The following is a 24,933-nucleotide window of genomic DNA, read 5'->3' on the forward strand; positions in this document are numbered from 1 at the left end:
CATGCCGACGGCATCCACACTGATCGCCGCGAAGCTGACTGTGCCGGTTTCGACCGGCCAAGACGCGATCTGGCAAATCATCCGCGACCTCGACAAGAAGGGACCGTGGTCGATCCCGGACATCGATGGCGAGACCAACAAGGCGCACTTCGACACGCTGGTTGACTACGTCCACCGCCTGCGCGCGGGCGGCTATGTCGAGATCGTCGGCACCCTTCCCAAGATCGGCGAGATGACGCCGACCAACCTCTATCGGGTCAAGATCAAGACGAGCGCAACCCCGCGGCTTCGGCGCGACGGCAGCAAGGCGCCGCCGTCCGGCCAATTGCAGATGTGGCGGGCGATGCGCTCGCTGCGCCAGTTCGACTACCGCGATCTGGCGCGCGTGGCATCGACCGACGAGCTGGTGATCGCCGAAGTCACCGCGAAGACCTATCTGCACCGGCTGTCTGATGTCGGCTTCCTGCAATTGCTGAAGCCGGCCACGCCAGGCCGCGCCGATCCCAGCCCGGCGGTGTGGCGGCTGAAGCCGAGCATGAACAGCGGCCCGCTCGCGCCGAAGGTCATGCGAACGCATTTCGTGTTCGACCCGAACCGCAGGATCGTTGTCGGCGATCCTTCCGCGGCCGAAAACGAGGAACAGTTCCGATGAATCAGGTCGCGAAGAAAGACCCACTCGACACCGCGCGCGCGGCCTGGGGCGACGCGATGCCGGCATGGGTCGAGGCTCTCGCGCAGGAAGCCGGTCGCACCAGCGGCGTCGCAGCCGGCGACCGCATTGGTTACTCCGGCTCGCTGGTCTCTTCGGTGCTCGCCAACAAGTACAAGGGCCGCCTCGATATCGTGGAGGCCCGCGTGTCCGGCGCGCTGATGGGCGCCACTGTCGACTGCGAGGTGCTCGGCGAGATCGCCCGCGACCGTTGCCTGGACGAGCAGATGTGCGGCTTTTCGTCGTCGTCGTCGGTGCGCGCGCGGCTGTACCGTGCCTGCCGCAGCGGCAGGTGCGAGCACTCCCGCCTCTCCAGCGAGAAATGAGCCGATCATGCAGCCCCGCGTTTCCGTCAACATGATCTTGCAGGCCACATCGGTGGTGTTCGGTGTCAGCGTGATCGAGATGCGCTCGCACCGCCACCATGAAGTGGTGGTACGTGCCCGCTTTGCCGCCTGCCTGCTGTGCCGCGAATTGACCGACCACAGCTTCCCCATGCTGGGCCGCTCGATCGGCCTTCGCGACCACACCACGATCCTGCGCGCCGTGCGGCGCGCGGAACAGATGCGCGCCTCCGATGCCGAATTTGCGCAGTGCTACGAGGAAGCCAAGGCGGCGATCCTGTTCGTGTCCGGGACCAAGCTCGCCGACCTCCTGCGCGACGATGACGCGGTCGAGGTCGCGGTCCGCATCCTCGACGCACCTAACTCAGCACCGGTGCGGGTCTCGACCCGTGAGATCATTGCCATGGCGGTGCGCCTCATCACGCTGGAAGAGCTCGCGATCAGCAATCTTGAGCTGCTCACAACGCTCGATGTTTTGGCCGAGACGCAATCCGAAACCGAAGCGCAAGCGCTGCGCGCCGAAGCCGCATTGCTGATCGACGGCATCGCCACCTCGCTGGGTTCGCTCGGCCTCGCTAACGCATCGATCCCGTCAGCCCCCAAAGGAGACCTCCATGCCTGAAGCCGCCACCATGCAAGCCCCGATCGCCGATGGAACGATCGAGATCTCCGGCAAGATGTTCATGCACGACTCGTCGGGGCGGCTCGTGCCGACCGAGCTGATCAAGCCGCAGTACCTGCTGGAAGATCAGACCGTGCGGAAAATCATCGGCTTCGCGCAGGAGCTTTCTGACCAGATCACCCGCTTTCGTGGCCACACCTTCGACGACGTCGCCGCCTTCGGCGAGCTGCTCGCCGAGCAGTACCAGGCCAAGCGCGGCGGCAAGAAGGGCAACGTGACGCTGTCGACCTTTGACGGCCTGTTTAAGGTCGTTGTCCAGGTCGCCGATCAGCTGTCGTTCGGCCCCGAGCTGCAGGTGGCGAAGACGCTGGTCGACGGATGCATCACCGCCTGGTCGGACGGCGCCCGCAGCGAGATCCGCGCGCTGGTCGACTACGCCTTCCAGGTCGACAAGGAAGGCCGCATCAACCGCGCCGCGCTGTTTCAGCTGCGCCGGTTGGAGATCGACGACGAACAGTGGCGCCATGCGATGGCCGCCCTCGGCGACGCCATCCGCGTCGTCGGCAGCAAAGAGTACGTGCGGTTCTATCGCCGCCCAAACCTCTCCGCGGCGTGGCAGCCGATCACTATCGATCTCGCAGCGGCGTGAAGTCCACCATCCATCAACCCAACTGAGGAGAACACGATGACTGATAAAAACGGCAAGGGACCCTTCAATGTGCATCCCTTTCTCAAAATCATCGCTGCATTCCGGGGGCCCTGGGCGCGCAACTATTCGAGTAGTTCGGACGAACTGCAGAAGCAGATTTCGGACCTTGGCGCTGCCAACCTCTTAGAAGCCATGGCTATCTCCGACAAGCTTGAGAAGGTCTTTTCGACGAAAATCGAGCCGAGCATCAGGATCGCTTGTGGCGAGGAAACGAAGACCGATCATCCGTTCTTGAAGCCGGCCCCGCCGCCGAAGCCGCAGCCGCACTACGAGAACGTCGAGGAGATGTTGGGGCTGCTAGACGGCGAGTGGAAGTGTCAGGTGCATCCCGTCGACCGCACTACAGACATCGAGCACTTCGTATCCCTCAAGATCGAGACCGGGCACACCTGGGCTTTTAAGGTGGTCCTATGGTCATTGGTTGACCGGCGCGTGCGTATCGCGATCCTGGTGAGCCCATTCCAGTTGCTGCAGACAGCTCATTTCGAGTGCGACAGCGAGAAGTTCGGCTTCAAGCCAGAAATCACAACCTGCAGCGACGATCCCTTCCTCGATCTGTGCAAGGTCGTCATCGCTGGAAAGCTCGACCGCTACAATCATGCGGCGGGCGAAGATCTGGACTGACGCTGTGCCCTGGGCGGATCGATCGCTGCCACCCGAGCGCGACGATGACCCGCCGGCCGAACTGCCGGCGCCGATCGAGGCCCTCGCGGCCGAGCGCGGCGCCCTGATGAAGCAAGTCCGCCGCGGCGTCCAATCGGAACGCCAGCGGCGGATCCTTAAGCGGATCGCGGCAATCACGCTGGCGATCCTCGCGACGGCCGGAGGACGAACGACGTGAGCGAAGAAATCATCAAGTCGACGCAAAACAAGATCGCGGAGGTCAAGCAGGCCTTCGGAGCGCCCGGCGATTGGGGTTACGACGATCCCAAAGGGCAGGCGCTTTACGGGCTGTACAATTTCGGGGCGACGCTCGCTGCTCACGCTCCTGCCGCAGCCGCTGATACGCGCGACGCTGTCCGCTATCGCTGGCTGCGCTCGCGGGACGTGGGGACGATCTACGACGGCGGCGTATTCGTCGGCAAGACACCCGGGAATCTCGTTCTGAGCGGCATCCACCTTGACGCCGCGGTCGACGCCGCCCGCATCGCCGAACAATCGCCGGACGCGGGAGAGTGAGATGCGCAAGTACGGTCACAAGACCTCCACGTCGATCGACCGCATCGGCACTACGGTGCAGGTCAGCATCGCCTTCGAAGACGAAGTCACCGCTGAAGCGGCTACGGAACTGCTGCGCCGCCGTCAGCAGCACGGCGCGCTGACGATCGACCTGCAGCGCGTCGGCTTCACTCAGATCGAGGGGAGCTTCGAGCGGCTATGAGCAACATGGGGCAGGAACGCATCACCTTCACAGACACAGACATGGCCTTGGCGTTGACGCTGATGCTTCCGCGCCTGCGCAGCGGGATCGAGCACGACCTGCATATGGCCCGCTGGGTTGCAGACGAGATCGGGCTTCCGCTTCCCAGTCTGGAGTTGTCGATCGCGCAGATGCAGCGCGATGTTGCAGCGATCGAAGCTATTCCCGATCGGCTGAAGCAGCTCGCGACTGTGGAGGCCGAGATAGACGTACTGATCCTGCGCAAGGCATCGGGTTGTTGGATCATCAGTTCGATCGAGAACCCTTCCGCGCACGTCAGCTCCCAACTCAGTGAACCCTTCCTTGGAGCGCAGCCATGACAAGATTTGCAGTCGCGAAGGTGTCGGCGCCACAGATTGCGATGATCCACTTGCTGGCGAAGCAAGCCGGCATCGACGATGACTGCCGCCGCGACGTGATGGAAGCCGTCTGCGGCAAGCGCTCGGCGCGCGACCTCACCGCGATCGAGGCGGTGAATGTTATCGACCGCTTGAAGGGCGCTTCAAAGTCCGCCGATATCGACGGGCCTTATGGCAAGAAGATCCGGGCGCTGTGGATCTCGGCCTGGAATCTCGGCGTGGTGCACAACCGCACCGATGCCGCGATGCTGGCCTTTGTCGAGCGGCAGACCGGCATCGAGCGCACCCGCTGGCTTCGCGCCGCGAAGGATGCCCGCAAGGCCGTCGAAGCGTTGAAGCAATGGCTGGCGCGTGAGGCCGGCGTGAAGTGGCCGGCCGGCGACGATCCGATCGCCGTGCGCCGCGCGGTGATCGAGGCGCAGCAACGGCTGCTCGGTTTGCCGGTGATGCCGGCGACTGAATTGCTGCCCGACGACGCGGTCTATCTCGACCAGAAGATTAGTCTGCTCGGTCGCCAGTTGCGCAAGGCGCTGGCTAAGCCCGCGAGGTACTGAGCCATGTTCGCGAATGACAAAAAGTCGGTGGAAGAGTTCGTCGAGCTGCTGCGCAGCGCGGCGCCGGAATTGAACGTCGTGTTCTCTCTGGATGATGCGGATGCCGTTGCTGATCTTGCTCGAGGTCTGATCACGGTTTCCATGCCAGAACTTCCGCCCGCGCTCCGCACTCTGGAGCTTCCGGCGGGCACGGTGCTGCCATGACCAGGCGCTCCGGGATCAACGTTTCAGATCACGCGCTGCTGCGGCTGCTGGAGCGTGCCGGCGCCGTTGACGTTGAAGCACTGCGCCGCGCGGTGGCGACGTCGATCGGTCGCGCCGTTCTGGTCGCCGAATCGATCGGCGCCAGCGAATTTGTGATCGTCGCCGACGGGCTGTCCTACGTGGTCAAGAACGGCGTCGTCACCACCGTGTTTCCGGAGCCGCGCCGGTGACCTACACCTGGCTGCCGGAGGTGCTGGCCGAGATCGCCGATGTGGCGGGGCTCGACGCTGCATTGAAGGTGGCCGAATCCTTTGGCGGCACCCGCAAGCAGGTTCCGGCTCAAGTCCCCGACGGACCTCACTGGCTGACTGATTGTGTTGGTCGGCGGGCGGCCGAGGCGATCTGCAAGCACTTCCGCCAAGGGACGGCCAGCGGCCGATTTGGTGGTGCGTATTTGACGATTCCGCTCGGCCCGGCCGGAACGGTGGCGGCGGCTCGGCGTCGCATGGCGAAAGCCCTGCTGGACGGAAAGTCCGCGTCAGAAGCGGCGCGGATCGCCGGCATGACCGAGCGCACAGCCTACCGCGCCCGCTCACGCGCCCGCAATCGTGGGTGGGATGACAATCAGGACGACATGTTTTAGGTTGGTCGCGCCTCCCGATCGCCCTTCGTCATCGCCGCCGATGACATCTGTCAGCCGGGATATGCAGAGCTAGGAGCGCCTACGGTCTTTCGTCGATCACGCGATGGAGACCGCTTTCATGCCCTGCGAAATCAAATCCAACCGCATCTACCGCGACGGCAAGGCCGTCGGTTTTCAACAGACAAAAAACGTTGGCGGCGCCATCGTTCCAACCGTCATCGTGCTCCACGACACCGCAGGTCATCTGCACGGTCGCGACTCGATCGATTGGCTGCTCGGCGGACCGGGACGATCGCAGGCTTCCAGTGCCCATGTGGTGATCGGCCGCGACGGCACGATCACCCAGCTTGCCGCCACCAACATGAAGACCTGGCACGCTGGCGCAAGCTCTTGGCGCGGGCGGCAGATGCTCAACGGTTGGTCAATCGGGATCGAGATCGTTAATCCGGGCGGACCGCTCACCCCCCTCGGTAATGGTCGCTACAAGGGCGTCGACCTGATCGACACCAAGGCCGATCCGTCGCTGAAAGTGCGGACCGGGGTTTTCCCGCAGCGCACCGAGGACGGCAAGCCGATGCCGACGAACGCCGGTGCCGGCTATTGGCTTGAACATTCGCCGCAGCAGATCGCAGCCATAGTGGACCTGTGCCGTGCCCTGGTCGCGGCCTATCCGACGATCACCGAGATCGTCACTCATTGGATGATCGCGCCGACCCGCAAGGTTGATACCAATCCGCTGTTCCCGCTCGCCGAGGTCCGCGCCCGTGTGTTCGATCGCACGATGCCGGTCGGCTTCGGCGATATCCCGCTCGCCGATGATGCCGGCGAGGACGCTTCCGCTACGGCCGACGAGGCTGATGCCGCGCCAGGTCCCGTCGACGACGGCCTCTACTCGGATCCCTCTGCGGCGGCAGCCCCGGCGCCGGACCATGCCGGACCGCCGAAGGCACTCGTCGAGTTCGTCCAGGGGCGGCTTCGCTCGCTCGGCTACTACGAGGTCGGCGATATCGATGGCGATTTCGCCGGGCGCACCGAAGACGCGCTGGTGACGTTCAAGCGCCACAACGGCCTTCCGCCGGACCCGGTGCTCGACCAGGCGACGCTCAATGCGCTCACCTCCGCAGAGCCACGCGAGGTTGGCGAGGCCCGCGCCAATGCCACCGCAAAGTCGCTGCGCAAGGCGGTGCCTGCGGTGCAACAGGCGGGCCGGTCGAAACTGCTAGCATGGGTGCTGGCAGCCCCGTCGGCCCTCTTCGCGGCGCTGCAGGGCATCGCCTCGAACGTGTCGAGCGTGATGACGCAGCTCGCGCCGATCACCGGCTGGCTTTCCGCCGTGCCCGGCTGGGCCTGGGCGCTGCTGATCCTCGCGATTGCCGGCGGCATCTGGTGGTCCTCCCGCGCGGTCGAGACCGAGACGGTCGATGCTTATCGCGCCGGCCGGCTCACCTGACGGAGGCAATCATGCTCGCTGCTATCCGGATCGCCGCAATTTGCCTCGGTTTCTACATCGTCATCGTGGTCGCCGTGATGATCACCGTGCGCGCCCGATGGGTGCATCAGACCTATGGCGCCGATTTCAGCTTCGCCGATCGCGTCGAGGCGGTGATGACGCCTGCGCTGTGGAGCTGGGCGGGCATCGGTGTGGCGTTGCTCGGCGTCAGCTGCGGGATCGCGCCATGATTTCGCTCGCCGCACTGACTGCTGTCGCGGCGCGGCCGATCGGCAAGGCCGCGCTGATCGCCTTGGGAATCGCCGGCCTGTTGGCGATCGGCGGCCTCGGCGCCTGGCGTGCCGCAGCCACGGTGCAGGCCATGGTCGATGACGCCGCCGCGACCGCGAAAGCCGAGCGCGACGCGCATTGGCGCTCCGAGATCGCGGAAGCCAACGTCAAGGTGGCGCAGGCCGAGGTCGAGCAGGCCCGCGCGGCGATGACCGCGGATACCGAGGTCAAAGCCGCTGAAACGCGTCGTGAAGAGGCATTGAAAGAGTTGGAGACGAAGAATGCGACGCTTGCTGACAGCGGTCGTTGTGGGCTCGGGCGTGATCGTGTCCGGCTGCTCAACAACTCGCGATGAGCCGGTGGTGAAGCTGGAATTGATGTGGCCGACCGTGCCGGCTGCCGCAACCGAGCCGTGCGCCGACCCGGTGTCGGTGCCCGATCGCGATCTGACCGAGCGCGAGACCGTCAGCTATTGGGGGCGCGATCGCGCCTCGCTCAAAACCTGCGAGGGCCGTCGTCGCGTGGCGGTCGACGCGATCAAGGAGCGGCCGTGACCGACCAGCTGGATGAGGCGCAGCTCCTCGAGGAGAGCGAGCGGACAGCAAGCATCGAGCGCGTCGGCGCGCGGCTCGCGGGGCGCGGGTCGATTTTTTGTCAGGCGTGCGGCGAGGAGATCGAGCCCGCCCGCCGCAAAGCGTTGCCTTCGGCGACGCGCTGCAGGGATTGCCAACAGCGGCGCGAGAATTGGCGCCGCATGAAAGGAACGCGGTGATGGATTTCGGGTGGGCGGGGATGGTCGCCCTGATCAAGGACGTCTGGTGGTTCCTATCTGTGCCGTTGGCGGCCCTGATGGCATTCGGCATGTGGTACCTGCGCGGCCAGTTTCCGACCAAGGCCGAGTACGCCGACCAGACGAAGGCGCTGAACAAATCGGTGACAGAGCTGTCGGCTAAGATCGATGCCAACGACAAAAAGACCGGGGACCGCCTCGTCAAGAGCGAGCGCGAGATGAGCGATCGGATCGCGAAGCTGGAGGGGGACGTGAAACAGCTGCCCGGCCGTCCGGAGATGGAAAACCTGTCGGACCGCATCAGCCGGGTCGAAACGCAGATCGCCGCCTCTGCCGAGATGACGCGCGGCGTCGAAAAAACCGTCAACAAGATGGACCACACCCTCAGTCTGATCCTCGGCCATCTGCTGGACGCCAACAAGAAGGAGAAATCGTCGTGACCGACAGCCTCGCCGAAACCTTCGACAAGGATCGCCGCCTCGTCATCCTGCGGCTACTTGCCGAACAAGATGATTACTCACTGTCCGCGCCGCTGATCACCAAGGCGGCGCAACAACTGCGCCACCGTGTTTATCCGGACGTGGTCGAGGCCGATCTCGTGCTCCTCGAGCAGCACCGGCTGCTCAAGCGCGAGGAGCTGGAGGTCGGCGGATCGAAAATGACGATTGCCACGCTCACCAAGTTCGGCCGCGATGTCGCCTGTGGCCGGCCTCACCCGATGGTGGCGCGGCCGTCGCCGAAGGATTGAGCGATGTCGAAACGACCCTCCTCGATCGACCGGATGCCGCCGGAGGTGCGCGACTGGATCGGCCGGCTGCGCGATCAGGGTCGCACGCTCGACGAGATCATCGCCAAGCTGCGCGAGTTGGACATCGATGCCCTGCCTTCGCGCTCGGCGCTGCACCGTCATCTTCAGAAGGCGGAGGAAGTCGCCGAGCGGATCCGCAAGTCTCGCGCCGTTGCCGACGTCATCGTGCGTCGGCTCGGCGAATCCGACCCGGACAAAACCACACGGATGAATATCGAGCTGATGCACAACGTGCTGTTCGAGATCGCATCGCGCACCTCCGACGAAGATGGTGAGCCGGTCACGTTCGAGCCGATGGAGGCGATGCTGTTGGCGAAAGCGCTCGACCATCTCGGCAAAGCCGCGAAGGACGATGTTTCGCGCACGGTGGTGATCGAGAAGCGCGCCGCCGATCGGGCGCGGGCCGAAGCCGTCAAGGCGATCGATGCTGTCGGCGACGAAAAGGGTCTTTCCGCCGACACCATCGAACAGATCAAGGCGAAGATTTTGGGCGTGACGAAGCCGGAGCCAAAGCCGTGATCGACACCTTTCCGCAGCTCGCTCTGTCGGTTCGCCAGCCGTGGGCGTGGGCGATCGCCGCCGGGTTCAAGCCGCTGGAAAATCGTTCGGCCGCGATGATCAAGCACCTTCACCCGCTGAAGGGGCGTCGCGCCATCCACGCCTCCAAGGGCATGACGCGCGACTACTACGAGCAAGCGCGAGCCTTTATGGCGTCGATTAGCATAGAGTGCCCGGCGCCGGCCGATCTGTTGCGCGGCGGCATTATCGGCAGCGTTGATGTCGTTGACGTCGTGTCGAAAAGCGGAAGCCCGTGGTTCTTCGGCCCCCGGGCGCTGGTGCTGCAGAATGCGCAGCCGTGCGACTTCATCCCGTCTGTTGGCGCGCTCGGCTATTTCGAGTGGCGGCCGGCCGATCCGTCGATTGTCCCGCCGCCGGCGCGCTGGATGCTCGCGGGCCATCATTCGATTGGCGATGATGTCCCGGCACGGTCCGACCTGTTCGGTGACGCGCCATGAGTGACCTCCTCATCACTGCCGAGGATTGGGCGCGGCATCGGCGCGAGCAGCTCTCGCAATTGCCGCCGCAATTGGCCAACACGTCGCTTCCCGAAGTGCTGTTGCCATATCAGCGAGAGTTGCTCGCCGCGACCGCGGCCTACCAGCTTGTGGTCGTCGACAAGTCCCGCCGGATCGGCGCTACCTGGGGAATTGGCGCCGACGCCGTTCTCACCTCCGGCGCGCGCAAGAGCGAGGGCGGGATGGATACGCTTTATCTCGGCTACAATCTCGACATGGCTCGGGAGTTCATCGACACCTGCGCGAGGTGGGCGCGCGCGTTCTCGCAGGGCTGCAGCGAGGTACAGGAGTTTCTGTTTCGCGAGCAGGATGACAAGGGGGCGGATCGCTCGATCCAGGCATTCCGGATCAGCTTCGCGTCCGGCTTTGAGATCGTTGCGCTGTCGTCGCGGCCCCGCTCGCTGCGCGGCCGGCAGGGCTATGTGATCCTCGACGAATTCGCGTTCCATGACGACGCTGACGAACTCTTGAAGGCCGCGATGGCGCTGCTGATCTGGGGCGGCAAGGTGCTGGTGATCTCGACCCATGACGGCGTCGACAATCCCTTCAACGTGTTGATCCAGGAAATCCGCGAAGGCCGGCGGCCTGGTCACGTCGTGCGCTGCAGCTTCGACGACGCGTTGCAGCAGGGTCTTTATCAGCGCATCTGCATGGTGAGGGGAAAGACCTGGTCACCCGAGGCCGAGGCGCAGTTCCGCTCCGAAATTCGCGGCTTCTACGGCTCGGCGGCGGCCGAGGAGTTGGACTGCGTCCCCTCGCAGGGCTCTGGCGTCTATCTCACCAGCGCGGTGATCGAGGCTTGCATGACCGCGGATGCACCGATCCTGCGCCTCAACTGCCCGCTCGGCTTCGAGTTGAGGTCGGACGCCGAGCGCGCGTCCTATGTGGACGACTGGCTCGAAGAACAGGTCGAGCCGGTGTTGAAGCAGCTCGATGGCCGGCTGCGCCACGTTTACGGCTACGACTTCGCGCGATCGGGCGACTTGTCGGTGATGCTGCCGCTGGCCGAAGGCCGTGACCTGGTGCGGCGGACGCCGTTCGCGATCGAGCTGCGCAATGTGCCGTTCCGCGAGCAAGAGCGGATCATGTTCTACGTCGCCGATCGGCTGCCGCGGTTCGGCGGCGCCAAGCACGACGCGCGCGGCAATGGTCAAGCTCTGGCAGAGTACGCCGTGCAGAAATACGGAGCGCTGGCGATTGAGGCGGTGATGCCTTCGCAGCCCTGGTACATCGCCAATGTGCCGCCGCTTAAACGCCGCTTTGAAGATCGCACCATCGCCATTCCGCGCAACAATGACGTGAAGGACGATATGCGGCAGATCAAGATGGAGCGCGGCGTGCCGAAGGTGCCGGACGATGCGCACACCACCGGCGCCGATGGTGGTCAACGTCACGGCGACTTCGCCATTGCGCTCGTGCTCGCCAACGCGGCGATGGATGCCGGCGTGATCGAATACGCCTATCAGCCCGCGACGGCCGAGGCCGCCGGCGCCAATCTGTTCAAGACCCAAGGAGGGCGTGCGCTGTGGTGAGTCGAATTCTCGGTCCCGACGGCAATCCCGTCGACACCACGCTCCTGTCCAGGGAAGTGGCGACGCCGACCGTGATCGGCGTGCGGGCAGTCCATCTGGAAGGCGTCGCATCCGGGCTGACGCCGGAACATTTGGCCTATCTGCTGCGCCAAGCCGCGCAAGGCAACGCGCGCGACTACCTCACGCTGGCCGAGGAGATGGAGGAGCGATACCTGCACTATGCATCGCAGGTGCAGACCCGCCGCCTTGCGATAGAGGGCGTCAAGCCGTCCGTCGCGGTGCCGAAGGGCGTGCCGGCCAAGATCGTCGACTTCGTTCACGAACTGATCGACGATTCCGGCTTGCGCGACACGCTGGGCGAACTGACCGACGGCATCGCCAAGGGCTATGCGGTGTCCGAACCCGTTTGGGAATACGAGCGCCGCGCGCTGCGGCCGGTCGCCTACAAATGGCGCGATCAGCGGTTCTTTCAGTTCGACCGCCTGAAGCAAACCCAGCTTCGGCTCGCGGTCGACGGCAGTCTCGACGGCGAAGAGATCACCAAGCCCACCTTCATCGTGCACAAGCCGCGATCCAAGGCCGGCATCCCCATCCGCCGCGGCTTCGCCCGTGCCGCGGCCTGGGCGTTCCTGCTGCAGTCGTTCGCATTGAAGGATTGGAGCGCGTTCGCCGAGGTGTTCGGCATTCCGCTGCGGCTCGGCAAATATCATCCGGGTGCCTCCGAGGCCGACAAGAAGGCGCTGCTGCAGGCGGTGCGCTCAATCGCCTCCGATGCGGCGGCGATCATCCCGCAAGGGATGGAGCTGGATTTTGTGGAGACCAAGGGCCAGCGCGGCGAAGCCGTGTTCGGTCAGTTGCTCGACTACCTCGACAAACAGGTGTCGAAGCTGGTGGTCGGCCAGACCATGACGTCCGACAACGGCGCGTCGATGGCGCAAGCCAAGGTGCACAACGAGGTCCGCCTCGACATCCAGCGCGCCGATGGCGTTCAACTCTCCAACACGCTCAACCGCGATCTGGTGCGATGGGCCGTGGCGCTCAATTTCGGGCCGCAGGATGATTACCCGCGCGTCGAACTCCCCGTCGCCGAGCCGGAAGACACCAAGGCGCTGGCGGACGGCGTCGCGAAGCTGGTGCCGCTCGGGTTCCGGGTGTCGCAGGCGGAGATGCGGAGCAAGTTCGGCCTCTCCGAGCCCGGCGAAAATGACGAGGTGCTCAGCGCACCAGCCGGCACAACCGCGGCCAACGACGATCCCAAGAAGGCGGCGCGGCTGTCGGCGGCCGACTGCCATTGCCCGGCCTGCGGCGGATCGCAACGCGCGTCGCTCGCCGCCACAGCGGTGGCCGAGCGCGATGATCTCGATGACCTGGTTGACGACGCGATGAACGGCTGGGAGGAACTGGTCGATCCGATGCTGAGGCCGCTGCGCGACGCGGTGGCGCGGGCCAACAGCTTCGCCGAACTGGAAGCGATGCTGCCGCAGCTCGCGGCGGAGATCGACGGCTCGAAGCTTGCCGAGGTGCTGGCGCGGCTCACCGCGAAGGCGCGCGGCCTTGGCGACGTGGCCGACTGATGCGTGTCACGCGCCGGCAGACCCTCACGCTGATTGCCCGCATGGCCGCGGTGAAACGCGGCATGCAGACGCCGCCGGAGATCCTCGACTACTTCCGGGCCAAGGATCTCGCGCCGCGGTTCTCCTGGCTCGACGTGTGGGGCGAGGAGCACGCCCACGCCTTCACGGTGGCCGGCGTCACCGAGACCCGGGTGCTGTCGGATTTCCGCGCCGCGATCGATAAGGCGCTCGCCAACGGCACCGGCTTCGAGGCCTTTAAGTCGGATATTCAAAGCCGCTTAAAGCCGCATGGATGGTGGGGGCCGCGCCAGGTCGCCGACCCCGAGGGCAAGTGGAAAACCAAAACCGTCGATTTCACCCGGCCGGGGCGCCTGGAAACCACGTTCTGGGCGAACGTGCGCAGCGCACGCGCCGCCGGCCAGTGGAATCGCATCCAGCGCACCAAGGCGTCGCGGCCCTATCTGCTCTACGTTCGATCGACCGCCGAGCGGAAGCGGCCGGAGCATCTCGCGGTGGCCGGCACCATCAAGCCGGCAGACGATTCTTGGTGGTCGTATTGGTTTCCCCCGAATGGTTGGGGCTGCAAATGCAGCGTGCAACAGCTCGATGGCGAGGATCGCGACCGCTACCTGGCGCAGGAAGGCTATTCGGAAGACGCGCCGGACCTCGGCGCGAAAACCTACGTCAACCGTCGCACCGGCGAAGTGACGACGATTCCGCGCGGCATCGATCCCGGCTGGCAGACCAATCCGGGCCTCGCGCGCGCCCGCACGCTCGTGTCGCAGCTCACCGGCTCGCTCGCCGAGGCGGGGCCGGAGCGCGCCGCCGCCACCATCCGAAAGCTCTGGCGCGGCAACTGGCCGAAGGCGGTCGCGAAGATGGACGAGCGCGTGCATCTGCCGGTGGCCGCGTCGGCGCGCGTGGTCGACGAGCTAGACGCCAAGGTCGATATCGTCACTGTGATGAATGACGTCATGGTCAAGAAAGCTGGCAAACATGCGGCCGTCGATATCGAGAGCTTTGCGCTGGTCCAGCAGATCATCGACGCCGGCGAATGGACGGAGGACCGCGAACCGGCGGTGCGCAATATTCTCGCGGTGATCGGCGGGGTGCATTGGGTGTTGGCGATCCGCCGCTCGAGCAACGGCTACATTCAGGTGCGGACGCTGTTCAAGGTTGATGCCCGCCGCCACGGGGAAATCCGGCGGCGCGAGGCTCGGTACAAGGCTGAAGGGAGTGAGTAGCAGCCGGGGGGCCGTGACATCCCCGCGTCCACCTGGGACGGTAACACGTGGCTCGGCTGCAATGAGAATATAGGGCGGCGGGGCCGCGATGGCAACTGAAACGCCAAACCGCCACACAGGGCCACAGGGGCGTTATTTCGGGCCGCCCCCTGCGATGGCACCAGCTGCGGGAAAAACGCACCAGAACGTTTAATAACCGCTTTAACTCGCGAGCTGCTTGGGGGAGAAAGGTCGCGGGCGGGATCAGAGGGCCAGTTTGGCCCAAAATGCCCCAGCTGACACCTGTCAGCGGTCCGACCCCGGGGGTGCACGGCTAGATGTGCACCCATGACACGCGCTTCCGCAAGTCCCCAGTTCGCCAGCCTCGACGCCGCGCCCGATGTCGCGTTGGGCGCGGTGACGATCGATGTCGCAGCGCTCGCCGCCGGCGCCGAGGACTGCGAGCGCTGGATCCGGGTCACGCCGCGCGGCGCGATCGACACCCGCGACGATCGGCATTTCAATTTCGAGCCCGAGCGGTTGGTCGCGCGCTTCGATGCCGACGGCATCGACGTCCCGATCGATTTTGACCATGCGATCCCGACCAAGGCCAAGCTCGGCGAGAAGGCCGACGCGGTCGGTTGGATCAAGCAGCTGCAGGCCCGTGCCGACGGCACCTATGCGCTGGTCGAGCTGCTCGCCGCCGGCGCCGCCGCGCTGAAGGCCCGCACCCACCGTTTCGTCTCGCCGACCTTCACCTACACGAAGGAAGGCCTGGCGCTGTGGCTGCATTCGGTCGCGCTGGTCGCCGCCCCGGCGCTCGCCATGCCGGCGATCGCCTCCGCCTCACTCACACCCACCAAGGAGCAACCCATGTTGAAGGCGATCGCGAAGGCGTTAGGCCTCGCGGAAACCGCCGACGAGGCCGCGTGCCTCGCGGCGATCGGCAAGCTGTCCACCACGGATCCGTTGAAGCCGATCGCCAAGGCGCTCGGCCTGGCCGGCTCGGTCGACCAGGCGGCCTGCCTGTCGGCGATCGGCACGCTGTCGACCGGCAAGGTCGATAAGCTGGTTCACGACCAGGCGCTTGCCAATCTCACCGCGGCGACCACTCAGGTGGCCTCGCTGCAGGCGCAGCTCGCCGAGCGCAGCACCTCTGATCACAAGGCCAAGGTGGAAGCGACCATCGAGGCCGCGCTCACCGCGAAGAAGATCGTCCCCGCGCAGCGTGAACATTACACGACGCTGTGCGCCACGGCCGAAGGCTTGGCGCAGGTGACCGCGCTGCTCGGCAGCACGCCCGCAGGTCTGCAGTCCTCCGCGCTCGACACCCGCCCGACGCCGGAAGGCGGCGTCGCGGCGCCCGACACGCTGCTCGCCAAGGCCTATGCGCTGATCGAAACCGCGGCGAAGTCGGGCCGCACGCTGTCGCTCGCCGACGCCGTCGTGCAGGCCAACAAAGGAGAAGCCAAGTGAGCTGCGAGCTGATCAAGGGTTTCGTCGCCGACGCCGCGATCCGCGGCAATCGGATCGTCGCCTTCCACGCGACCAAGCAGGCTGTGATCGAGGGCGCTTCCAACGTCGCCCCGCTGACCGGCGTTTCGACCTCGACCGGTGCGAAGGCTGGCGGCGTGGTCGACGCGGTGCAGCTCGGTCTGACCGAGGTGGTTGCCGGTGGCGTGCTCGCGCGCGGCGCCCAAGTCACTTCCGATGTCGAAGGCCGCGCCGTCGCTCTGCCGGCGCCGGCCGCCGCGGCCGTCACTGTGCGGACGATCGGTCAGGTCCAGGCGGCGGCCGTCGAAGGCGACATCGTTCCGATTGTCGTCTCGGCCGGCTCCGTCTTCATCCCAGCTTCCGCCTAATACCCCGAGCGCGGTCACCGACAGGCGCGGCAGAAAGACCCGGCTGCAGCGGTGACGCGGCCGGGCCGTCAAATCTCTCAATCACAAGGTAGCAACCGATGGCCGTCAATCGCCCGTTCCCCGTCAACCCCGTGCTGACCGCGGTCGCGATCGGCTACGCCAATCCGGCGATCACGCTGATCGCCGACCAGGTGCTGCCCCGCACCCCGGTGGGCTCCGAGTCCTTCAAATGGCTGGAGTACCCGCTGGCGGAGGGCTTCAACGTGCCGGACACCAAGGTCGGCCGCAAGAGCCGCCCGAACCGCGTCGAGTTCACCGCGACCGAGCGGGACGGCTCGACCGACGATCACGGTCTCGACGGCGAGGTCCCGCTCTCCGACATCCGGGAAGCGGAACGGCAGCGCGCAGCCGGCTTGTCGAATTACGACCCGCGCGCGCGATTGACCGAGGGGCTCACCAACAACCTGCAGCTCGCCCGCGAAGTCCGGGTGGCTTCCATCGTGCATAACGCGGCCACCTATGCAGCCGGCCGCAAGATCTTGCTGTCCGGCTCCTCGCAGTTTTCCGATTACGTCAACTCCGATCCGATCGCGATCCTCACGGCGGCGATCGACGGCACGCTGGTGTTTCGCGCCAACGCGCTCGTGATGGGTCAGGCGGTGTGGGCAAAGCTGCGTAGTCACCCGGTGCTGGTGAACGCTCTGCGCGGCAATCTCACCAACAAGGGCATCATCACCCGCGAGGAGCTGGCCCAGCTCCTCGAGATCAAGAAGGTGCTGATCGGCGAAAGCTTCGTCAACAGCGCGGCCAAGGGTCAGAGCGTGTCGCTGTCCCGCGTCTGGGGCAAGCACATCGCAGCGCTCTACCTCGATCAGGCGGCGACCACCAAGGCCGGTGTCACCTTCGGCTTCACCGCCGAGGTCGGCACTCGGATCGCCGGCTCGATCCCCGACCCGGACATTGGCCTGGAGGGCGGCGAGCGTGTCCGCGTCGGCGAGAAGGTCAAGGAACTCGTGGTCGCGCCGGACGCCGGTTACTTCATCGAGAACGCAGTCGCGTAAGGAGCAGCAGATGGCCAGGGCTCCGACCAACACCAACACCAGCGGCACCGACGGCGCCCAGCGCGCCGGCGCCACCTCCAACGCCAGTACAGACCAGGGCGCGGGTACCGCCGCGACCACGTCCACCGACGCCGCGACACCACCAAAAAAGCGGGCTGCGAAGGCGGAGACCCAAGAGCACGTCGTCACCCGCGAGGTGCTTCACGACGGCGATCTCTATGTGGCGGGCGATGATATCTCGCTGACCCGCGATCAGCATGCCCAGATGCATGCAGTGGGCGCGGTCGAGGAAGTCTGGCGCGCCTGAAGGTTCGTGCGCCCGCCGCCGGACGCACCACGCGAGCCATCCGGTTCGCCCCGCCGAGGACGGTCCGCCGCCCTCGGCGCCTTATCGAAAGCCCGCCGGAGAATTCCCATGGCCGCGTTCGCCACCCTTTCAGACGTTTTGGCGCGATATCCCTCCGAGGCGACTATCCTTGCAGCGGATGAAACCACGCGCCTGCGCGACGACAGCCGGATCGAGGCCGCGCTCGACGACGGCACCGCCGAGGTCCGCGCCATCCTTGCGGCCCGGTACACCCGCGACGAACTCGACCGGATCGATGACGACAGCCGCGCGGCGCTGCGCATCTACACCACCGACATCGCGCTCTATCGCGTGGCGCTCTCATTCGGGCGCTCCAACGAGCGCGTCAAGGAGCGCTACGACGTAGCGATCGCGCGGCTGCAGGCGATCGCCAAGGGTTCGGCCGCGTTGACCTTCGACGGACCGGGCGGCGGCGGCAGCGGTGCTGCCGGGGAGCCGGCCGGCGCCGTCTCTCCGAATGAAGCGATCGTCGTCGCCAATGACCGCGTACTGACGCGCGATAGATTGCGGGGCTGGTGATGGACGCCGGCATTCGCATCGACGTCGATATCTCGGACCTCACCAAGGCGCTCGCCGGGCTGTCGCACCTCGACAACCCGGACACCGAGCCGTTGATGTCGGACATCGGGGCGCGGCTGGAATTCTCGATGCGCGAGCGCATCACCACCACCAAGACGGCTCCGGACGGTTCCCCCTGGCCTGCGAATCTCGAAGGCACCTCGATCCTGATGCGGACCGGCGATCATATGTTGGGTTCGGTCGCCTGGACCGCCTCGGCGACCGAAGTCGAGGCCGGCCTGTCGTGGGAGTACGCGCACGTCCATCAGGACGGCATGACCATCAACGCCAAGAACGCGCCATTTCTGTCGTTCGTCGTCGGCGGCAAACGGGTCAACAAGAAGAGCGTCACCATTCCGGCGCGGCCGGTGGTTGGTATCTCGGCCGAGGACGCCGAGAAAATTGACCGGCTCGCGACGAACTTCGTCGCCGGCCGGCTCGGCGGTGGCGAATGATCGCCCCGGCCACCATCCCGCAGCGGCTGGAGCGCGCCGCCCTGGTGCGGTTTCTCAACGCGGTGGAAGCGGCTTTGAAGCCGCTGTTTCCGGACGTCACCGTGCGCCAGCACCCGGGCCGGATTGACGTCTCGGACATCATCGACAAGGACATTTTCAACCCGCCGATGATCGCGGTCAGCGCGTCGCGCTGGAAGCTGGACGGCGATCTCGACGGCTCCTGGAGTCTCGCGATCGAGCCAGTCGCCTACATCGTCACCGAGGACGCGGCCTTCGGCGGCAAGTTGGTTCGCCGGCAGGAGATCGCGCACGCGCTCTCGCAGGGGCTACTCGAAGTTCTCGGCGATCTCAACGCGCATCGCTGGGGCCTGCAATCGATCGGCTCGCCCAAGAAGGTGGAAGTCCGCCCGCTGTTCACCAGTGAGACGTTCGCCAAGGGGGCTGCCTACTACGTGGTGACCTGGGAACAGACGCTTTCCAACATCGGCGCGAGCCCGCTGGCCAGGCCGGTGATCGCCGAGCCGCAGTTCGTCGATTTCGACGGCGAGCCGATCGACGTCAGCGACGGGGCGCCGGTATGAGCATCACCGATCCGGGTGTCCGCGCCCTCAAACGCCATCTGCGCAATCTCGAAAAGCAGATCGTCGAAGTCGATCAGCGTGTCGCGCGCGTGGTCATGCACGGCAAGGTGAAAAAGGGCGGTGTTCGTAAACAGGGCGACGACTGGCAGGTGCAGCTCGAACTCGCCCGGGACGAGAACGATAAGCCGGTGGAGTCGCCGTGGGTCGCGGTGCAGCCGGTTGGTGCCGGCGCGCTCAAAATCAAGGTCAAGCCCGCCGAGGGTGAGCGCTTCACGCTGCTGTCACCCTCCGGCGTGATCGGCAGCGGCTCTCAGGCGATCCGCGCGCCGTTCGACGACGATCACCCGGCGCCGAAGGGCGACGAGGATCTCGTGCTCGAAGTCGGCAACGCGAAGCTCCTGATCAAGGACGGACAATTCAACATCAAAGTCGGCGACAGCGAAATCGAACTGACCGCCGCCGCGATCAACACCGTCTCCAAGAGTCAGCACCTGGTTGGCAAGGTGCACCTCGGGGTCGACGCCAAGAACCAAGAAGCCGGGCCGCTGGTCACCACCGAAGCCGGGCCAGCCAAGCAAACTTTCGCAAAAACATAGAGGGCAACAATGAGCGACAAAAAGAGCTATCGCATCACCACCCGCCGGCCGATCGACGGGCGCATGCGCAAGGAAGGCGACATCGTCGCGCTGACCGACCGCGAGTATCAGGCCGAGGCCGGCTGGGGTGGCATCGAGCCTGTCAAGGCCGAGCTGGCGCCGGCGGCAGCGCCAGAAGCTCCGGAGACGAGCGAGACCGAAACCGCCACCGGCAAGAAGCGCAAGTAGGCGATGGCGGAGCGCACCACCAGAACCGGGGTCGACGCGCGCACCGGCCGCATTCTGCGCGGCAGGGCGCATGCCGAGCATTGCGTGGCGCGGATCCTCGCGACCCGCGTCGGCACGCGGGTGATGCGGCTCGATCTCGGGGCCGACCTGGCGCCGCTGCGGGGTGAGAACCTGACGGCCGTCAACGTGCTGCGCGCCTATGCGGAGATGGTCACGGCTGTGCACAGCCAGGAGCCGGCGGTTCGGTTTTGCAATATCCAGCCCGAGCTGCTCGATGGCCGCAACGGCGCGATCGGCTTCATCTTCGGCTACAAGTTCTATCCCTACGGACACCTTGGCGATTACTCCGTCGAGGAAGACGCTGACTTTCGGGTGCCGGTGACGGCACTCGCGCGCGGCACCGCGGCGGTGTCGCCATGACGACGGCAGCCACTCTCGATCTGTCGCGCATCGGCGCGCCGACGCTGGTCAAGATTGACTACGAGGCGACGCTGCGCGTCCGCCTCTTGAGTTTCAAAGCGCGGTGGGATGCGGCGCGGCTGAAGGACCCGACGCTGCCGGCATTCGACTTGATCGATGCGGACGGCAACCCGCTGACGCAGTTCGACACCTCCATCGTGCTCGAGCAAGAGTTCGCGGACGGTGAGACGAAGATCGAGCAGACCATCAACGATCACGGCAACGCCCTGCGGCTCGCCACCGCAACCGGCGCTGACCTCGCCCATCTGGCGCTGACCTATAAGGCCACTTCGCGTCTCATCTTGTCGCCAGCTACCGAGACTTCGGACGAACAACAGGAATCCGACGACGAGCTGCGCGCGCGCGCCCAGCTCTCCGACGAGGCGCGGCCGCTGTTCGGCCTCACCCCCGGCGGCTACGCCTGGCGGGTTCGCAAGCTGTTTGGCGACCGCGTCAAGGATGTTCGCCCGCTTCGCCGGCCTGGCGGTCATATCGATCTGATCATCCTCGCGCGCACCGGCGACGGCACGCCGGCGGAGACGCTGATCGGCGACATCCAGGGCGCCTTCGACGGCGAAGCCGGATCGCAGTCCACCGACATCGTCACCGTGCGGCCGGCGCGGATCGTGCCGGCGGCCGTCGCCGTGAAGCTCTGGGTTTCCAATGGGCCCGACCCGGCAGCTGCCGTCGCGCTGGCCACCACGGCGATCGCGGGCCTCGGCGCGGAGCGTCACAAGATCGGTGAGACGCTGCACGCCCAGGCGATCGGCGCCGTCGCCAAGTCCGGCGCGGTGCGCAAGGTCGACGTGCTTGGTCCGCTCGCCGATGTCGCCGGCGGCGACGATGGCGCGCCGTACATCTCGTCGATCGCCGTGAGCTGGGGGATCGACGGATGAGCGCAGATTTTAACCCGATCCAGCCGACCATCGGCGACGCCGAGCGCGGCCATAGCCTGGTCAACGCCGAGCGCTGGCCTGTGCTGTTCGCCGAGGCCGCCAAGCTGCGTACGCTGTGGGACCCGTGGACATGCCCGGCCGACCAATTGCCGTTGCTGGCCTGGGCTTGGTCGGTCGATTTCTGGCGGAGTGAATGGCCGGAGCATCGCAAGCGCCAGGTGATCGCCGAGTCGCCAGCGTATCACGAGGCCAAGACCACGGTCGCCGGCTATCGCATGGCGCTCGGCTATGTGGATGCCGAATTCGTCCGGGCGCGGCTGCCGCGCCACGCGTTCTTCGTCGGCGCCGCGCCGACCAAGGAGTCTCACGATCGCTGGCTCGCCGGCCTGCCGGAGATCCGCATCTACACGGCGGACTACCCGATCCGCTATCAGCCCGTGCCGTGCCTCGAGGCGGACGGAACGATCGTTCAACGCACGCTCAAAGGCCGCTTCATCGGCCGGCGTTTCGTCGTGCGATCCGCCGCCGCCGTGGTGCTCGGCCGCCGGCGGCCGGAGCTGCGCAAGGGCGGCACGGTCCAGCGCCTGGTGTTCGCCGGCGTGCGGATCGACGCCTCCGGCCGGCTGCTGTCCGACCCCGAACGGCTGGTCATTCCCGGACCGCGTCGCAACACCTTCCAGGTCGGCAAGCGGCTGCGCGGCCGCTTCGTTGCAGACGGTCGGCTCGCGAGCCAGCGCGTCATCCTACTGAGTTTCACCGCCGGCGGCGATCAGTTCATTCCGGCCGTGATGTCGCCGGGGCTGATGCCGCTCGACGCCACCCCGCGCAGGCTGTGGGAGCCGCAGCCTGGCGGCCGCGGCTGGTTCGTCGGCCGCAGCCTGAAAGGCCGCGGCATCCGGCCGAACCGCGCCGACGAACAGGCTTACTTGTCGATCCGTCTGGCCGATGGCAGCTCGGCCGTGCTCGGCCGGATGCGCAACCGGATCGGCCGCACACGAATCCGCCGCGCGCGTTTCACCGCCACCGTGCTGGCGCATCTTGGGACCACGCCGAAGTCCGGATTTCCGCTCGGCCGCTATCTGCGCGCCGGGCCCGAGCCCCGCGTGGTCGAAGTTCTCGACGCGCTCGCGGTCACGCAGGCCGCTCGCGACATCCTGTTTCTCGACATCAATTCCGTCCGGCCGATCACGTTCGGGGACCTTGCGAGGTTGCCTGACGATGTGCGGTACGGCGCTGTTCTCCGCCGCTGAAAGGGCTGTCATGTACAAGCGTACGATTTGGGATATCGACCAGGAAGGCACCGACGAGGATATGGAGCGGATCGGCCAATGGCCGCAGCAGGGCATCGCCCAGCTCACCGACGATCTCCTCGTCTCCGGCCGGATGTACAAGGGCTTTACGACGCTCGCCTCCGGCACCGCCGCGATCGAGGTGGCGCCCGGCCGCATCTATGATGGGGGCGCGATGTATGCGCTCGAAGCGGAGCTGTCGATGTCGGCCGCCGAGTTCGTGCCGATCACCGCCGGCCAGAAAGTGTACGTCACGCTGATCGGTCAAGGCCGCGAAGACGACGGCTATGTCGAGGCGCGCAACTACGAGCGCGAAGTGCCGCAGTCCGGCGGGGGCACCGCGATCCAGCAGGTGCCGCAGACCGGCGCCCGCGCCAAGGTTCGCAGCGCCATCCTGACGCTGTATCCCGGCGCGCCGTCGCTGATCCCGGTGAAGCCGTCGATTCCGCTCGGCACCGTGGCGATCGCCGACATTCTGGTCGGCACCGGCGGCATCGAAAGTATCGAGATGCGCACCGCCAATGAGGCGCCGGAGCTCGACGAACTGGCGACCAAATGCACCGGCCTCAGCGGGCGGCTCGATCTCGTCAATCAGGAGATGGCCGGCCTGCGCAACGACATGGCAGCGCTCGCGCGGCAGATCAAAGGCGGCGTGTCACCCGAAACTTTCCGGGCGTCGCAGGGCGAAATCGCCAAGATTAAGCAGGTGCTGGCGATTCCCGACACCGGCTCCCCGTTCTCGGCCGACAACTTCCTCGACGATAGCGAGAGCGACATCGCGAATGTCGACTACAAGGCCCGCGTGCTTGAGGGCATCCGCTTCCCGGCGGCCAATCAGGACAAGAAGCCGCTGGCGCTTTACAACCCGAACGACGGCAACCTGATGCACGCCTCGGCTGGGCTGATCTGTCCGAAATACACCGTGATCGAGGGCATCAAGCTGGCCGATCGCGCCGGCACGATGCCGCTCGGCGGCACGGTGTATCAGACGCTCGAACTGACCCAGATGCTGATGAGCCGTCAGGAGACGGCCTATGGTGATTACTTCGAGGCCTGCGAGAACTCGGAGTGGTGGCAGAGCGGCCAGTACGATCCGGCCAAGGGCATCCTGCGCATCGGCAACGAGACCTATGAGATCTCCGGCACGGTCGGCAACTACGATTGGACCGGACACCAGATCAAGCGGCTCCGGAAGTTCTGGACCACCACCGTCAAGGAGCCCTACGACGTTTACGCGCCGGTCGCCCATACCATCCAGGGCGTCATCAAGGCGCAGAGCTGGCTGCAGTCGCAGGATCGCTGGTCGCCCGGCATGCGGCTGTATCTCGACAGCTGGTCCGCCGGCGCGGAAATCACCGTCACGGTGGTCGAATGTGGCGAGGACGGCCGGCCGCAGAAGGGCCGGATGCTCACGAAAACCACGCTGGCTGCGTCGCAGTTCAAGCGTTGGCCTGAGGCGACGCGGTTTCCGTTCGCGGTGCCGAGCTTCCGCCAATCCGGCAAGCAATACGCCTATCTGATCGCCACCACCGGCGACGTCACCGCCGTCTATGCCGAGGGGCAGAAATTCCTCAGCGGCAATCTGCTGGAGAGTACCGACGGCGGCAGCTTCTATGTCGGCGATCTCACCCGGGACCTCTGCCACGTGACCGAATATTGCAGCTTCGACCTGACGTCGCTCACGGTGCCGCTCCAAGGCGTCAATCTCGATGGCGGCATCCACAACCTCCGCATCCGCAACGCCGAGGTGGTTCCGAATAACTCATCGCGGCAGTTCCAGCTGCAGGTCGGCGGCGCCTGGCGCACGATCGAGGATCCGGCCGGGGAAGACACGCTGTTCGGCTCCGGTGTGACGGCCTACTACGACTTCCGCCTGGTGCTGAACGGCAACCAGTGGGCGATGCCGATCCTCGACATGGGGGCCAGCGAGGTCGAGCTGTTCCGGGCCGACGATGACTTCTGCCACATCTCGTTGCCGCTGGTGTTAGGCACCTCGCTTCAAACCGTGGTGATCTCGACGCCGGTCGGAGCCTGGGATCCGGCGCGCCACACCATCGCGGTGCGGCTGAGGCACGGCGCCGGCTTTGCCTCGCTCAAGACCCACACGGCGGTCGAGACCAAGCCGCTGATCGGCAAGAAGGGCGTGGTGCGAGCCGATGCATACGAGAAGATCTGGACCTTCTCGTTCGCCGGCGCACCGATCTCGACCTGCAAGGTCGACATCGTCGGCACCACCAATAATCCCCGCGTCACCTGGCACGTCGAGGGACGTGTCCAAACCACGGAGTAACCCG

General features: G+C 65.9%; 38 protein-coding genes. All 38 read left to right on the plus strand.

Features of this window, described 5'->3' with window-relative positions:
• Position 1: 1 nt before the first annotated feature.
• The 38 genes from HNR60_RS07470 (at position 2) to HNR60_RS07655 (ending at position 24,929) form a co-directional block, all read left to right on the plus strand.
• Entirely contained in the window at positions 2-652 is a 651-nt protein-coding gene (locus tag HNR60_RS07470; protein WP_184255964.1) for a hypothetical protein, read from the plus strand.
• Complete coding sequence (locus HNR60_RS07475; RefSeq protein WP_184255966.1) at positions 649-1,035, plus strand: transcriptional regulator; 387 nt, start codon at positions 649-651, stop codon at positions 1,033-1,035. Before HNR60_RS07470 ends, HNR60_RS07475 begins: the two co-directional genes overlap by 4 nt.
• Before the next feature lie 7 nt (positions 1,036-1,042).
• A complete protein-coding gene (locus HNR60_RS07480; RefSeq protein ID WP_184255968.1) occupies positions 1,043-1,675 on the plus strand; it encodes a helix-turn-helix domain-containing protein in 633 nt (210 codons plus the stop codon).
• Positions 1,668-2,324, plus strand: a complete 657-nt coding sequence (locus tag HNR60_RS07485; protein WP_184255970.1) for a DUF3164 family protein — start codon at positions 1,668-1,670, stop codon at positions 2,322-2,324. The genes HNR60_RS07480 and HNR60_RS07485 overlap by 8 nt, the downstream gene beginning before the upstream one ends.
• A 36-nt stretch (positions 2,325-2,360) precedes the next feature.
• Positions 2,361-3,008 carry a hypothetical protein gene (locus HNR60_RS07490; protein ID WP_184255972.1) on the plus strand — a complete coding sequence of 216 codons (648 nt, stop codon included), beginning with the start codon at positions 2,361-2,363 and terminating at the stop codon, positions 3,006-3,008.
• 4 nt (positions 3,009-3,012) lie between these two features.
• Entirely contained in the window at positions 3,013-3,225 is a 213-nt protein-coding gene (locus HNR60_RS07495) for a hypothetical protein (RefSeq protein ID WP_184255974.1), read from the plus strand.
• Positions 3,222-3,563, plus strand: coding sequence for a hypothetical protein (locus HNR60_RS07500; protein ID WP_184255976.1), 342 nt, complete (start codon positions 3,222-3,224; stop codon positions 3,561-3,563). The genes HNR60_RS07495 and HNR60_RS07500 overlap by 4 nt, the downstream gene beginning before the upstream one ends.
• Position 3,564: 1 nt before the next feature.
• Positions 3,565-3,765: a hypothetical protein gene (locus tag HNR60_RS07505; protein ID WP_184255978.1), complete on the plus strand. Its 201-nt coding sequence runs from the start codon at positions 3,565-3,567 to the stop codon at positions 3,763-3,765.
• The gene (locus HNR60_RS07510; protein ID WP_184255980.1) at positions 3,762-4,124 is read left to right on the plus strand and encodes a hypothetical protein; all 363 of its coding nucleotides are present in this window, start codon (positions 3,762-3,764) and stop codon (positions 4,122-4,124) included. The genes HNR60_RS07505 and HNR60_RS07510 overlap by 4 nt, the downstream gene beginning before the upstream one ends.
• The gene (locus HNR60_RS07515; RefSeq protein WP_184255982.1) at positions 4,121-4,717 is read left to right on the plus strand and encodes a regulatory protein GemA; all 597 of its coding nucleotides are present in this window, start codon (positions 4,121-4,123) and stop codon (positions 4,715-4,717) included. Before HNR60_RS07510 ends, HNR60_RS07515 begins: the two co-directional genes overlap by 4 nt.
• Positions 4,718-4,720: 3 nt before the next feature.
• Positions 4,721-4,921, plus strand: coding sequence for a hypothetical protein (locus HNR60_RS07520; RefSeq protein ID WP_184255984.1), 201 nt, complete (start codon positions 4,721-4,723; stop codon positions 4,919-4,921).
• The gene (locus HNR60_RS07525) at positions 4,918-5,151 is read left to right on the plus strand and encodes a hypothetical protein (RefSeq protein WP_184255986.1); all 234 of its coding nucleotides are present in this window, start codon (positions 4,918-4,920) and stop codon (positions 5,149-5,151) included. The genes HNR60_RS07520 and HNR60_RS07525 overlap by 4 nt, the downstream gene beginning before the upstream one ends.
• Complete coding sequence (locus tag HNR60_RS07530; RefSeq protein WP_184255989.1) at positions 5,148-5,564, plus strand: helix-turn-helix domain-containing protein; 417 nt, start codon at positions 5,148-5,150, stop codon at positions 5,562-5,564. The genes HNR60_RS07525 and HNR60_RS07530 overlap by 4 nt, the downstream gene beginning before the upstream one ends.
• Positions 5,565-5,667: 103 nt before the next feature.
• A complete protein-coding gene (locus HNR60_RS07535) occupies positions 5,668-7,014 on the plus strand; it encodes an N-acetylmuramoyl-L-alanine amidase (protein ID WP_184255991.1) in 1,347 nt (448 codons plus the stop codon).
• Between the two features lie 11 nt (positions 7,015-7,025).
• Entirely contained in the window at positions 7,026-7,244 is a 219-nt protein-coding gene (locus HNR60_RS07540) for a hypothetical protein (RefSeq protein WP_184255993.1), read from the plus strand.
• Positions 7,241-7,639, plus strand: coding sequence for a hypothetical protein (locus tag HNR60_RS07545; protein WP_184255995.1), 399 nt, complete (start codon positions 7,241-7,243; stop codon positions 7,637-7,639). The genes HNR60_RS07540 and HNR60_RS07545 overlap by 4 nt, the downstream gene beginning before the upstream one ends.
• A 7-nt stretch (positions 7,640-7,646) precedes the next feature.
• The gene (locus tag HNR60_RS07550; RefSeq protein ID WP_184256113.1) at positions 7,647-7,838 is read left to right on the plus strand and encodes a hypothetical protein; all 192 of its coding nucleotides are present in this window, start codon (positions 7,647-7,649) and stop codon (positions 7,836-7,838) included.
• Positions 7,835-8,056 carry a TraR/DksA C4-type zinc finger protein gene (locus HNR60_RS07555; RefSeq protein ID WP_184255997.1) on the plus strand — a complete coding sequence of 74 codons (222 nt, stop codon included), beginning with the start codon at positions 7,835-7,837 and terminating at the stop codon, positions 8,054-8,056. Before HNR60_RS07550 ends, HNR60_RS07555 begins: the two co-directional genes overlap by 4 nt.
• Positions 8,056-8,514 (plus strand): hypothetical protein, encoded by a 459-nt coding sequence (locus tag HNR60_RS07560; protein ID WP_184255999.1) that lies wholly within the window; start codon positions 8,056-8,058, stop codon positions 8,512-8,514. Before HNR60_RS07555 ends, HNR60_RS07560 begins: the two co-directional genes overlap by 1 nt.
• Positions 8,511-8,822 carry a VpaChn25_0724 family phage protein gene (locus HNR60_RS07565; protein ID WP_184256001.1) on the plus strand — a complete coding sequence of 104 codons (312 nt, stop codon included), beginning with the start codon at positions 8,511-8,513 and terminating at the stop codon, positions 8,820-8,822. Before HNR60_RS07560 ends, HNR60_RS07565 begins: the two co-directional genes overlap by 4 nt.
• A 3-nt stretch (positions 8,823-8,825) precedes the next feature.
• Positions 8,826-9,401 carry a DUF3486 family protein gene (locus HNR60_RS07570; protein ID WP_184256003.1) on the plus strand — a complete coding sequence of 192 codons (576 nt, stop codon included), beginning with the start codon at positions 8,826-8,828 and terminating at the stop codon, positions 9,399-9,401.
• Positions 9,398-9,898: an ASCH domain-containing protein gene (locus HNR60_RS07575; protein WP_184256005.1), complete on the plus strand. Its 501-nt coding sequence runs from the start codon at positions 9,398-9,400 to the stop codon at positions 9,896-9,898. The genes HNR60_RS07570 and HNR60_RS07575 overlap by 4 nt, the downstream gene beginning before the upstream one ends.
• Positions 9,895-11,490, plus strand: coding sequence for a hypothetical protein (locus HNR60_RS07580; RefSeq protein WP_184256007.1), 1,596 nt, complete (start codon positions 9,895-9,897; stop codon positions 11,488-11,490). Before HNR60_RS07575 ends, HNR60_RS07580 begins: the two co-directional genes overlap by 4 nt.
• On the plus strand, positions 11,484-13,064 hold the full coding sequence (locus HNR60_RS07585; protein ID WP_347339319.1) for a DUF935 domain-containing protein: 1,581 nt from the start codon (positions 11,484-11,486) through the stop codon (positions 13,062-13,064). The genes HNR60_RS07580 and HNR60_RS07585 overlap by 7 nt, the downstream gene beginning before the upstream one ends.
• Positions 13,064-14,308, plus strand: coding sequence for a phage head morphogenesis protein (locus HNR60_RS07590; RefSeq protein WP_246432853.1), 1,245 nt, complete (start codon positions 13,064-13,066; stop codon positions 14,306-14,308). Before HNR60_RS07585 ends, HNR60_RS07590 begins: the two co-directional genes overlap by 1 nt.
• A gap of 327 nt (positions 14,309-14,635) precedes the next feature.
• Positions 14,636-15,763, plus strand: coding sequence for a phage protease (locus HNR60_RS07595; RefSeq protein WP_184256009.1), 1,128 nt, complete (start codon positions 14,636-14,638; stop codon positions 15,761-15,763).
• Positions 15,760-16,149, plus strand: a complete 390-nt coding sequence (locus tag HNR60_RS07600) for a hypothetical protein (protein WP_184256011.1) — start codon at positions 15,760-15,762, stop codon at positions 16,147-16,149. Before HNR60_RS07595 ends, HNR60_RS07600 begins: the two co-directional genes overlap by 4 nt.
• Before the next feature lie 98 nt (positions 16,150-16,247).
• Positions 16,248-17,210 (plus strand): capsid protein, encoded by a 963-nt coding sequence (locus HNR60_RS07605; protein ID WP_184256013.1) that lies wholly within the window; start codon positions 16,248-16,250, stop codon positions 17,208-17,210.
• 10 nt (positions 17,211-17,220) lie between these two features.
• Positions 17,221-17,517: a hypothetical protein gene (locus HNR60_RS07610; protein WP_184256015.1), complete on the plus strand. Its 297-nt coding sequence runs from the start codon at positions 17,221-17,223 to the stop codon at positions 17,515-17,517.
• Positions 17,518-17,625: 108 nt separating this feature from the next.
• Entirely contained in the window at positions 17,626-18,096 is a 471-nt protein-coding gene (locus HNR60_RS07615) for a phage protein Gp36 family protein (RefSeq protein ID WP_184256017.1), read from the plus strand.
• Positions 18,096-18,590: a phage virion morphogenesis family protein gene (locus tag HNR60_RS07620; RefSeq protein WP_184256018.1), complete on the plus strand. Its 495-nt coding sequence runs from the start codon at positions 18,096-18,098 to the stop codon at positions 18,588-18,590. The genes HNR60_RS07615 and HNR60_RS07620 overlap by 1 nt, the downstream gene beginning before the upstream one ends.
• Complete coding sequence (locus tag HNR60_RS07625) at positions 18,587-19,171, plus strand: hypothetical protein (RefSeq protein ID WP_184256020.1); 585 nt, start codon at positions 18,587-18,589, stop codon at positions 19,169-19,171. The genes HNR60_RS07620 and HNR60_RS07625 overlap by 4 nt, the downstream gene beginning before the upstream one ends.
• A complete protein-coding gene (locus HNR60_RS07630; RefSeq protein ID WP_184256022.1) occupies positions 19,168-19,767 on the plus strand; it encodes a hypothetical protein in 600 nt (199 codons plus the stop codon). Before HNR60_RS07625 ends, HNR60_RS07630 begins: the two co-directional genes overlap by 4 nt.
• Positions 19,768-19,776: 9 nt before the next feature.
• Positions 19,777-19,995, plus strand: coding sequence for a hypothetical protein (locus tag HNR60_RS07635; RefSeq protein ID WP_184256024.1), 219 nt, complete (start codon positions 19,777-19,779; stop codon positions 19,993-19,995).
• Positions 19,996-19,998: 3 nt separating this feature from the next.
• Positions 19,999-20,415 carry a GPW/gp25 family protein gene (locus HNR60_RS07640; RefSeq protein ID WP_184256026.1) on the plus strand — a complete coding sequence of 139 codons (417 nt, stop codon included), beginning with the start codon at positions 19,999-20,001 and terminating at the stop codon, positions 20,413-20,415.
• Entirely contained in the window at positions 20,412-21,350 is a 939-nt protein-coding gene (locus HNR60_RS07645) for a baseplate J/gp47 family protein (RefSeq protein WP_184256027.1), read from the plus strand. Before HNR60_RS07640 ends, HNR60_RS07645 begins: the two co-directional genes overlap by 4 nt.
• On the plus strand, positions 21,347-22,600 hold the full coding sequence (locus HNR60_RS23955) for a phage tail protein I (RefSeq protein ID WP_210313347.1): 1,254 nt from the start codon (positions 21,347-21,349) through the stop codon (positions 22,598-22,600). Before HNR60_RS07645 ends, HNR60_RS23955 begins: the two co-directional genes overlap by 4 nt.
• 10 nt (positions 22,601-22,610) lie before the next feature.
• On the plus strand, positions 22,611-24,929 hold the full coding sequence (locus HNR60_RS07655; RefSeq protein WP_184256029.1) for a hypothetical protein: 2,319 nt from the start codon (positions 22,611-22,613) through the stop codon (positions 24,927-24,929).
• Positions 24,930-24,933: the final 4 nt, after the last annotated feature.

It is taken from the genome of Rhodopseudomonas rhenobacensis (assembly GCF_014203125.1).
Taxonomy (GTDB): Bacteria; Pseudomonadota; Alphaproteobacteria; order Rhizobiales; family Xanthobacteraceae; genus Rhodopseudomonas_A; species Rhodopseudomonas_A rhenobacensis.

What these genes read in the sequence shown, in the direction of transcription:
- HNR60_RS07590 (WP_246432853.1), top strand. Translation starts at nt 13,064, where the DNA reads ATGCGTGTCACGCGCCGGCAGACCCTCACGCTGATTGCCCGCATGGCC.
- HNR60_RS07475 (WP_184255966.1), top strand. Translation starts at nt 649, where the DNA reads ATGAATCAGGTCGCGAAGAAAGACCCACTCGACACCGCGCGCGCGGCC.
- HNR60_RS07480 (WP_184255968.1), top strand. Translation starts at nt 1,043, where the DNA reads ATGCAGCCCCGCGTTTCCGTCAACATGATCTTGCAGGCCACATCGGTG.
- HNR60_RS07540 (WP_184255993.1), top strand. Translation starts at nt 7,026, where the DNA reads ATGCTCGCTGCTATCCGGATCGCCGCAATTTGCCTCGGTTTCTACATC.
- HNR60_RS07485 (WP_184255970.1), top strand. Translation starts at nt 1,668, where the DNA reads ATGCCTGAAGCCGCCACCATGCAAGCCCCGATCGCCGATGGAACGATC.
- HNR60_RS07630 (WP_184256022.1), top strand. Translation starts at nt 19,168, where the DNA reads ATGAGCATCACCGATCCGGGTGTCCGCGCCCTCAAACGCCATCTGCGC.
- HNR60_RS07615 (WP_184256017.1), top strand. Translation starts at nt 17,626, where the DNA reads ATGGCCGCGTTCGCCACCCTTTCAGACGTTTTGGCGCGATATCCCTCC.
- HNR60_RS07545 (WP_184255995.1), top strand. Translation starts at nt 7,241, where the DNA reads ATGATTTCGCTCGCCGCACTGACTGCTGTCGCGGCGCGGCCGATCGGC.
- HNR60_RS07620 (WP_184256018.1), top strand. Translation starts at nt 18,096, where the DNA reads ATGGACGCCGGCATTCGCATCGACGTCGATATCTCGGACCTCACCAAG.
- HNR60_RS07505 (WP_184255978.1), top strand. Translation starts at nt 3,565, where the DNA reads ATGCGCAAGTACGGTCACAAGACCTCCACGTCGATCGACCGCATCGGC.
- HNR60_RS07520 (WP_184255984.1), top strand. Translation starts at nt 4,721, where the DNA reads ATGTTCGCGAATGACAAAAAGTCGGTGGAAGAGTTCGTCGAGCTGCTG.
- HNR60_RS07510 (WP_184255980.1), top strand. Translation starts at nt 3,762, where the DNA reads ATGAGCAACATGGGGCAGGAACGCATCACCTTCACAGACACAGACATG.
- HNR60_RS07535 (WP_184255991.1), top strand. Translation starts at nt 5,668, where the DNA reads ATGGAGACCGCTTTCATGCCCTGCGAAATCAAATCCAACCGCATCTAC.
- HNR60_RS07580 (WP_184256007.1), top strand. Translation starts at nt 9,895, where the DNA reads ATGAGTGACCTCCTCATCACTGCCGAGGATTGGGCGCGGCATCGGCGC.
- HNR60_RS07625 (WP_184256020.1), top strand. Translation starts at nt 18,587, where the DNA reads ATGATCGCCCCGGCCACCATCCCGCAGCGGCTGGAGCGCGCCGCCCTG.
- HNR60_RS07470 (WP_184255964.1), top strand. Translation starts at nt 2, where the DNA reads ATGCCGACGGCATCCACACTGATCGCCGCGAAGCTGACTGTGCCGGTT.
- HNR60_RS07605 (WP_184256013.1), top strand. Translation starts at nt 16,248, where the DNA reads ATGGCCGTCAATCGCCCGTTCCCCGTCAACCCCGTGCTGACCGCGGTC.
- HNR60_RS07610 (WP_184256015.1), top strand. Translation starts at nt 17,221, where the DNA reads ATGGCCAGGGCTCCGACCAACACCAACACCAGCGGCACCGACGGCGCC.
- HNR60_RS07595 (WP_184256009.1), top strand. Translation starts at nt 14,636, where the DNA reads ATGACACGCGCTTCCGCAAGTCCCCAGTTCGCCAGCCTCGACGCCGCG.
- HNR60_RS07635 (WP_184256024.1), top strand. Translation starts at nt 19,777, where the DNA reads ATGAGCGACAAAAAGAGCTATCGCATCACCACCCGCCGGCCGATCGAC.
- HNR60_RS07640 (WP_184256026.1), top strand. Translation starts at nt 19,999, where the DNA reads ATGGCGGAGCGCACCACCAGAACCGGGGTCGACGCGCGCACCGGCCGC.
- HNR60_RS07645 (WP_184256027.1), top strand. Translation starts at nt 20,412, where the DNA reads ATGACGACGGCAGCCACTCTCGATCTGTCGCGCATCGGCGCGCCGACG.
- HNR60_RS07490 (WP_184255972.1), top strand. Translation starts at nt 2,361, where the DNA reads ATGACTGATAAAAACGGCAAGGGACCCTTCAATGTGCATCCCTTTCTC.
- HNR60_RS07655 (WP_184256029.1), top strand. Translation starts at nt 22,611, where the DNA reads ATGTACAAGCGTACGATTTGGGATATCGACCAGGAAGGCACCGACGAG.
- HNR60_RS23955 (WP_210313347.1), top strand. Translation starts at nt 21,347, where the DNA reads ATGAGCGCAGATTTTAACCCGATCCAGCCGACCATCGGCGACGCCGAG.
- HNR60_RS07515 (WP_184255982.1), top strand. Translation starts at nt 4,121, where the DNA reads ATGACAAGATTTGCAGTCGCGAAGGTGTCGGCGCCACAGATTGCGATG.
- HNR60_RS07560 (WP_184255999.1), top strand. Translation starts at nt 8,056, where the DNA reads ATGGATTTCGGGTGGGCGGGGATGGTCGCCCTGATCAAGGACGTCTGG.
- HNR60_RS07570 (WP_184256003.1), top strand. Translation starts at nt 8,826, where the DNA reads ATGTCGAAACGACCCTCCTCGATCGACCGGATGCCGCCGGAGGTGCGC.
- HNR60_RS07525 (WP_184255986.1), top strand. Translation starts at nt 4,918, where the DNA reads ATGACCAGGCGCTCCGGGATCAACGTTTCAGATCACGCGCTGCTGCGG.